We start from the raw sequence: 4,219 nt of genomic DNA, 5'->3' as shown, positions 1-4,219 counted from the left end.
AGGGACCGCAGACGCCCCCTCCGTACGGCGGGCCCGCCGGGCGGGAGCCGGGGCGGGCGGCCCCGGGCGGTGGCGGCGGGAAGCGGCGGCTGACGATGTTCCTCTCCGGGGCCGCCGGCGCCCTCGTCGTCGTCGGCGCCGTGTTCTACCTGACCGGCGGCGGGTCAGGGAAGGAGGCGGGCGGCGGCGCGTCCCCCTCGCCGTCGGCGAGCGTCCGCACCGATCTGCCGCCCGGGGTGAAGTGCGCGGGCGACTCCTGCACCGGCAAGGACGCGGAGGCGATGGGCTGCACGACGGACGCGACCGCCGTGACGACGGCGAAGACGGCGGTCGTCGGGACGGTGACCGTCGAGGTCCGCTACAGCAGGACCTGCGAGGCCGCGTGGGGCCGGATCACCCAGGCGGTGCAGGGCGACCAGGTCGTCGTCACCGCCGGGAAGGTGAAGCAGTCGGACGCGATCAGCGAGGTCGGCGACACCATCGCCTACACGCCGATGGTCGCGGTGAAGGACGCGGGCGAGGCCGTCGCGTGCGCCACCCTCGCGTCGGCCGAGAAGGGCTGCACGCCCTAGCACCGCCGCACGGCACCCCCCTGAGGAGAAGAATCTTGGGGGTGCCCGGCATACGTCCCCGTGCGCCGGGCACCCGAATGTCACCCCCACGGGAGTCCGGCTCGACGGCCCCCCTGGCGGGCGGGCCGCCTGTCTCCACCTCTCCCGGACAGGCGGCCCGCCCAGCCCCGTCGCCCCTCCCGGACTGCCCCGGTACCGCGCCGCGGCCCGGTTCACTCTGTGGGGCGGGCCACACGGACCCGGACGTCCGCCCCGGCGCGGGCGCGATAGCCTGACCGGTGGATTTCTCTTGATACCAAGAGATCGATCACCTGTACGTCCCACCCGGACGACCACCGCCAGCTGTCCTACGGAGAACGCCATGACCCGCACTCCCGTGAACGTCACCGTCACCGGCGCGGCCGGCCAGATCGGTTACGCCCTTCTCTTCCGCATCGCCTCCGGCCAGCTGCTCGGCGCGGACGTGCCGGTGAGGCTGCGCCTGCTGGAGATCACCCCGGCGCTCAAGGCCGCCGAGGGCACGGCGATGGAGCTGGACGACTGCGCGTTCCCGCTGCTCCAGGGCATCGACATCAGCGACGACCCGAACGTCGCCTTCGACGGCGCCAACGTGGCGCTCCTCGTCGGCGCCCGCCCGCGCACCAAGGGCATGGAGCGCGGCGACCTGCTGGAGGCCAACGGCGGCATCTTCAAGCCGCAGGGCAAGGCCATCAACGACCACGCGGCCGACGACATCAAGGTCCTCGTGGTGGGCAACCCGGCCAACACCAACGCGCTCATCGCGCAGGCCGCCGCCCCGGACGTGCCGGCCGAGCGGTTCACCGCGATGACCCGCCTCGACCACAACCGCGCGCTGACCCAGCTGGCGAAGAAGACGGGCTCCACGGTCGCCGACATCAAGCGGCTGACGATCTGGGGCAACCACTCCGCCACCCAGTACCCGGACATCTTCCACGCCACGATCGCGGGCAAGAACGCCGCCGAGGTCGTCAGCGACGAGAAGTGGCTCGCCGACGAGTTCATCCCGACCGTCGCCAAGCGCGGTGCCGCGATCATCGAGGCGCGGGGCGCGTCCTCCGCCGCCTCCGCGGCCAACGCCGCCATCGACCACGTCCACACCTGGGTCAACGGCACCGCCGACGGTGACTGGACCTCGATGGGCATCCCGTCCGACGGCTCCTACGGCGTGCCGGAGGGTCTCATCTCCTCCTTCCCCGTCACCACCAAGGACGGCTCCTACGAGATCGTCCAGGGTCTCGACGTCAACGAGTTCTCCCGCGCCCGCATCGACGCGTCGGTGCAGGAGCTGGCGGAGGAGCGCGAGGCCGTGCGCGGTCTCGGTCTGCTCTGATCCACCGCGCCGACTGCCGTACTCTCGGGCCCCGTTCCGGATCGATCCGGAACGGGGCCCGTCTGTTCTCGACCGGTTCGGTATTCGGCTGTCGCGCTTCCGTGCTCGCCCCTATGCTGATGGTTTGTCAACTTTAGGTCTGACAACGGCATCTGCACGCATCGGGGGATGCAGCGTGAGCACCGCCTCCTTACCCCGGCAACAGCCGGACCCGTCCGTCCCGTCCCACCCCGCGCCCGTTGCGCCGCACGCCAGCGAGGCCACCCGGCTGCTCTGCGCGGGCACCTACCTCGACACCGCGTACCGCGACCGCGTGATCGAGCAACTGCGCCTCAACGAACACCGCGTGGTGCCGCCCTCGCTCGGGTTCGACGCCGCCCGCGTCCTGTCCCACGCCCTGCGCGCCCGGCGGCTCGAACTGCTCTGGGCCGTCGCCCTCCTCGTCCTGTGGACCGCCGGACTCGCCGTCAGCTACGGCCTGTTCGCCGGATACCTGATGCCCGGCGTGCTGCTCGTGGCGGCCCGCTGGGCGCGCGGCACCGGGGCCCGCCCGCCCCTGTACCGCTGGTACCCGGCCTTCGCGCTGCGCTGCACGGCCTGGAGCAGCCTCGCGCTGCTCCTCCTCCTCAACCTGCTGGCCGCGTTCGGGCTCTTCGGCGGCTTCCCGGTGGCGGCCTGGCAGGCGTGGGCCTGTCTCGTCGTCCTCGCGGTGACCGCGTTCTGCGCGCACACCCAGCGCGGCCGATTCCACCGCGCCCTCGCCGCCGAACTCTCCCCGCGCCACTTCGCGGACCTCGCGTCCGACCCCGCCGAGCAGGAGGGCGGCGCCCGGGTGCACCGGCTGCGGCAGCGCATCCGGCTCGAACAGCACGCGCCGCTGATCATGTACCAGGAGGCCCGTCCGTTCTGCGGCGCCGGATTCGCCTACGACACCTGGGTGCTCGCCGTCGAACTGCGCCCGGACGAGGAGCGCGAGGACCGCACGCCGATCAGCAACCGGGTGGTCCTGGAGAAGGTCCGCCGCCTGGTCGAGCAGCTCCGGGTCCCGGCCGAGCGGGCGGGCCCCGGGGTCCGCGACCGGCTGCGGCGGCTGGAGATCGACGAGTGCGTGTTCCTGCCCGTCGAGGGCCTGACCTCGCGCGCCCAGGCGCCCTACAGCGCGGCGGCGTTCGAGGAGCACCGGGCGCGGGCCGTGGAGGAGGGCGGGGAGAAGCGCCGCCACTTCCTGCGCATCCGGGTCGGCGGCTGGGACGAGGAACTGGTCGTCACGGTCTTCGTGCGCATCCACACCCAGGGCGGCATGCTCATGCTGGAGGTGGCACCGCACGTGCTGGCGCCGGTGCGGGGCGACTTCAAGGAGGCCGACCGGGTCGCCCACCGGGCCCGCAACAACACCGCGCTCGGCACGGCGGTCGGCGCGCTCGCGCTGGTGCCCACCTCGCCGTTCCGTTCGGTGGTCCAGCTCCTGTGGGCGGCCGTGCACGCGGGCCGGGCGCTGGTCGGCGGTCACGCGGGCGCGCTGCCCGAGGGGCCCGAGCTGTCGGTGCGGGAGCTGGGCACCGACGGCACCGGTTCGCAGTTCCAGGCGATGGACGTCGACCGCTACCTCAAGAGCGTCCAGGACCGGGTGGCGAACGGCGTCCGGATCGCGCTGGCCGAATGCGGCTACCAGACCGGTGAGTTCGTCCAGAAGATCGTGAACATCAGCAACGGCGACGTGCACATCGCCAAGGTGGAGGGCAGCAACTTCGCCGTCGGCACGGGCGCCTCCGCCACCATGTCCAGGAACACAGGGAGCTGACGGCGATGGCCGCTGACGAACCGCACGTCTCCATCGGGAACGTGGACAGGAGCACCTTCGCGATCGGCGCCCACGCGCGCGCCGAGAGCCGTGCCGGGTACGGGAGCGAACCCGGCCGCGACGAGGAGACGGAACAACTGCTCGCGCTGGTGAAGGAATTGAGAGCGGCGCTGCCGATGCTGCGGGCCACCGGGGGGACGACCGCGCTGGCCGGGGAGCTGGCGGAGGCGGAGGCGGAGATCGACCGCACCGGGCGGGCGGCACCCACCCGCAGGGAGCGGCTGCGCGCGCTGCTCGCCGACTCCCAGGACGTGGTCTCCCTGCTCACCTCGGCCGGTGCCCTGGCCGCCCTGCTGGGAGGCTGACCGGTGCCCGGCGGCGAGCGGCACTGGAACGACGACACCCAGCGCTGGGAGGCGGGCCCGCCCGCCGCGCCGGGCCCCGCGGCGTCCGTACCGGCTCCGCCGCCCGGCTGGGCCCCGGCGACCGGGCCGT

At 73.3% G+C, this 4,219-nt stretch carries 4 protein-coding genes; all 4 read left to right on the top strand.

The annotated features are described in order from the left end of the window. The coding region (locus GA0115242_RS21845) for a DUF2690 domain-containing protein (protein WP_141721706.1) at positions 1 to 572 on the top strand (572 nt) is incomplete at its 5' end. Positions 573 to 933: 361 nt separating this feature from the next. Continuing rightward, on the top strand, positions 934 to 1,923 hold the full coding sequence (locus GA0115242_RS21840) for a malate dehydrogenase (protein ID WP_093831048.1): 990 nt from the start codon (positions 934 to 936) through the stop codon (positions 1,921 to 1,923). Between the two features lie 175 nt (positions 1,924 to 2,098). Continuing rightward, the gene (locus tag GA0115242_RS21835; RefSeq protein WP_093831046.1) at positions 2,099 to 3,724 is read left to right on the top strand and encodes a hypothetical protein; all 1,626 of its coding nucleotides are present in this window, start codon (positions 2,099 to 2,101) and stop codon (positions 3,722 to 3,724) included. 5 nt (positions 3,725 to 3,729) lie between these two features. Next, a complete protein-coding gene (locus tag GA0115242_RS21830) occupies positions 3,730 to 4,089 on the top strand; it encodes a hypothetical protein (protein WP_093831044.1) in 360 nt (119 codons plus the stop codon). Positions 4,090 to 4,219 lie beyond the last annotated feature (130 nt).

This window comes from Streptomyces sp. SolWspMP-5a-2, assembly GCF_900091845.1.
In the GTDB taxonomy this organism is placed as follows: Bacteria; Actinomycetota; Actinomycetes; order Streptomycetales; family Streptomycetaceae; genus Streptomyces; species Streptomyces doudnae.
This window is presented reverse-complemented; position numbering and strand designations above follow the sequence as displayed.